This window comes from Mesorhizobium sp. M7A.F.Ca.CA.004.06.1.1 (assembly GCF_003999135.1).
GTDB lineage: Bacteria > Pseudomonadota > Alphaproteobacteria > Rhizobiales > Rhizobiaceae > Mesorhizobium.
The window spans coordinates 1-3,319 of record NZ_RZPQ01000672.1; the positions used below are offsets into that span (position 1 = coordinate 1).

Consider the following 3,319-nt stretch of genomic DNA (forward strand, 5'->3'; position numbering starts at 1 on the left):
GGGCCATAGCGTTGGCCCATGGCCACTGAAGCAATTACCCTGGACGCGGATTCCAAGGCCCGGCGCGGCTTTCTGCTGGCGCTCGGCGCCTATCTGCTGTGGGGATTGCTGCCCTTCTACATGAAGGCGGTCGCTCATCTGCCGCTCGCCGAAGTCATTGCCCATCGCATCGTCTGGTCGGTGCCGATCGCCGCCGCCGTTCTGATCTGGGCCGGCCGCATGGCGGATTTCAAGGCGGCACTGCGCTCGCCGCGCACCATCGCCATGGCCGCGCTGACGGCGGCGCTGATCTCGGTCAACTGGGGCATCTATGTCTGGGCGATCGCTGTCGACCGCACCGTCGAAACCGCGCTCGGCTACTACATCAATCCACTGGTCAACGTCGTCGTCGGCGCGCTGCTGCTTGGCGAGCGGCTCGACCGGCTGCAGATCGCGGCGGTGGTGCTGGCGGCCGTCGCAGTCGCCGTGCTGACCGTCGAGGGCGGCAAGCTGCCCTGGGTGTCGCTGGCGCTGGCGTTTTCCTTCGCCGCCTACGCCTTCTTCCGCAAGACGCTGCCGATCGGACCGAGCCAGGGATTTTTGCTCGAAGTCCTTCTGCTGTCGGTGCCGGCGCTTGGCTACATCGTCTATCTCATCGCGACCGAACAGGACCACATCTTATCCAGCAGTGGCACCGATACGGCATTGCTGATCGGCTGCGGTCCGGTCACATCGATCCCGCTGCTGCTGTTTGCGTTCGGCGCGAGGCTGCTGCGGCTGTCCACCATCGGCATCATGCAGTACATCGCGCCGACCATTGTGTTTCTGATCGCCGTGCTGATCTTCGACGAGCCTTTCGGCACCACCCAGGCGATTGCCTTTGGCCTGATCTGGACAGCGCTCGCGATGTATTCCTGGTCGATGTTCCGTGGCCGCGAGATCCGGCCGGCGGTGCCGGCTGCAAGGTAAGGATCCCCTATGTACCTGCTGCATATCGCCAACAAAAATTATTCCTCATGGTCGCTGCGGCCTTGGGTGTTGATGCGAGAGCTGAACATCCCGTTCGAGGAACGGCTGACGCCATTCCCGACCGCATCGAGTTGGGATCTGTACCGGCCCTTCTCGCCGAGCGGCCGCGTGCCGTGCCTGATCGACGATGGCTGGGCGGTCTGGGATTCGCTGGCCATCGTCGAATATCTGGCCGAACGCCACCATGGCGTGTGGCCTGTCGAGGCCAAGGCGCGCGCCTGGGCACGCTCGGCCGCCGCCGAGATGCATTCGAGCTTCACCGCATTGCGCGGGGCATGCCCGATGAGTTGCGGCGTGCGCGTAAAGCCATTCCCGATGTCCGATGCGCTGAAGCAGGACATCTTTCGCCTCGGCGATCTCTGGAACGATGGCCTTGCCCGTTTCGGCGGGCCGTTTCTGGCCGGCGCTCATTTTACCGCCGTCGACGCTTTCTTTGCCCCGGTGGCGTTCCGCGCCCAGTCCTATGGGCTCTCCTTCGAGGGTGCGGCTGCAGCCTATCCAGCGCAATTGCTTGCCCTGCCGGCGATGCGCGAATGGTATGCGGCTGGCTTGGCCGAGACCTGGCGCGAGCCCGACCACGAAGCGGAAGCCGCCGCCGCCGGCACCGTCATCGAGGATCTTCGCGCCTCGGCGTGAAAGTCGCCGGGCGGGCGTTACATCTGTCCGAGCCGCCTGACAAAGAGATAGGTCGCGCCCGCGATCACCATCGCTACCGCCGTCACCACCCAGAAGCCCATTGGCGTGTCGACCAGCGGCAAGCCGCCGACATTCATGCCGAACAGGCCCGAGATGATGGTCATTGGCAACAGCACCGCCGTCATCACCGACAGTACGTACAGCAGCCGGTTCGACTGCGTCGTCAGCTTGGCCATAAGCTCGTCCTGCAACAGCCGGGCGCGTGCCTGCAATTGTTCGCCATCATAGTGCAGCGTCTGCGCCCTGTGCGAAAGACGCGCGGCCATGTCGTTGATGCTGTCGGGCAGGTCGTTACGGTGCGAGTGGTCGAGATGGCGAAACAGATTGGTCAACGTCGCCATCTGCCTGTGGATCACAACCAGATGCCGGCGCGCGTCGACGAGGGATTGCCGTTCATTGTGCCATGCGTCGCAGACGATGCGATCCTCGATCCCGTCGAGGCTGTCGCCGAGTGCCGCAAGTTCAGCCACCATGCCGTCAAAAGACTGGCCGACAACCGCCTCGATCAACTCGGCCGGCGAGCGGAACTTGCGCGATCCATTCTCGATCGCCTTGCGGATGTTGTCGACCGACTGCAGCGGTTGCTTGCGGGCGCCGACCAGCATCGTGTCGTTGAGCGCGAAGCGGAAATGGCCAAGCCCGCCCGCTTCCGCCGAATAGTCATGGCGCAGGTCCGGCAGATCGCCATAGAGCCAGTCGTCCTCGAGGTCGATGTGGCAGCCATGGCTGGCGGACAGGAAAGCTTCGCGCACCGGTGCCGGCAAAGCCTGATCGGCGCCGATCTCATGGCGGGCCCGCATGTCGGAAAGCTGGTAGCTGCGCCATGTCCAGTGCGCGGCGGTGGCGTCCCTGGTTCGCACGCCCTCAGCGGTGAAATGATAGATGAAGAACAATCCGTGCTCGTCGGGCAGGTAGGGCGACAGGTCGGTGCCTTCCGGGGCGAGAGTGATATCCATGGGCGGTGCCAGATGCATGTTCCGAAATGGCACCGCACGGCGGCTGCCTGGCCTTGATTTCTAGCACGAGCGAACCCGGTTCGGTGTGACGGTTTCTTGACAGCCGATCACGGTCTGTCGATCACCCACGTCAATCCGGTGGTGACGCCTTCGCCACCCCGGATTGTGCCCCGGTCAGTGCTTCGGGCCGAAGCCGGGGTAGGGCTTGAGGGGCACGATTGCGGCAATGTCCATCATGCCGGCCTTGACCAGCGGCAAGGTGGCGAGATGGCCGCGAACCTCTGCATCATCGGCGGCTTCGAGCATCATGCCGCTGCCCGGGATGTCGCCTCGGTTCCACACCTGGCGTACCGCGCCTTCGGCATAGAGCGTGCGCCGCTGTTCGGCTTCGCCGGGCAGAAGCGGAGCGAAATCGGCATCGGCAAATTTTTCGGTGTTGCGGGTGAGAAGGGCAAAGAACTGCATGGCGGTCTGCTTTGGTTGGATGGCCGAACTATCGCTCCCGCTGGTCAGACTGTCTAAGACTGGTTAGGCTAAAGTTGAGACCTCGGGGGACTGGAGCCTGGAGAAAAAATGTTCGACCTGCGCCAGATCAGGTATTTCGTCACCGTCGCCGAAACCGGCAATGTCGGGCGCGCCGCCGAGATGCTGCATATTTC

The 3,319-nt window shown here is 63.6% G+C and carries 5 protein-coding genes; 3 read left to right on the forward strand and 2 right to left on the reverse strand.

The features are described from left to right. Positions 1–18: 18 nt before the first annotated feature. Positions 19–948 (forward strand): EamA family transporter RarD, encoded by a 930-nt coding sequence (gene rarD / locus EN906_RS28065; protein WP_127271670.1) that lies wholly within the window; start codon positions 19–21, stop codon positions 946–948. Between the two features lie 9 nt (positions 949–957). Further along, the gene (locus EN906_RS28070; protein ID WP_127271665.1) at positions 958–1,644 is read left to right on the forward strand and encodes a glutathione S-transferase family protein; all 687 of its coding nucleotides are present in this window, start codon (positions 958–960) and stop codon (positions 1,642–1,644) included. 17 nt (positions 1,645–1,661) lie between these two features. Here the strand turns inward: EN906_RS28070 and EN906_RS28075 are convergent, their stop codons facing one another. Continuing rightward, a complete protein-coding gene (locus EN906_RS28075; protein ID WP_128310068.1) occupies positions 1,662–2,660 on the reverse strand; it encodes a transporter in 999 nt (332 codons plus the stop codon). A 174-nt stretch (positions 2,661–2,834) separates the two neighbouring features. Continuing rightward, the gene (locus tag EN906_RS28080; protein WP_127271666.1) at positions 2,835–3,125 is read right to left on the reverse strand and encodes a muconolactone Delta-isomerase family protein; all 291 of its coding nucleotides are present in this window, start codon (positions 3,123–3,125) and stop codon (positions 2,835–2,837) included. 108 nt (positions 3,126–3,233) lie between these two features. Between EN906_RS28080 and EN906_RS28085 the strand changes: the two genes are divergently transcribed. Next, positions 3,234–3,319: LysR family transcriptional regulator (locus EN906_RS28085; RefSeq protein ID WP_164777409.1), on the forward strand; the 86-nt coding region annotated here is incomplete at its 3' end.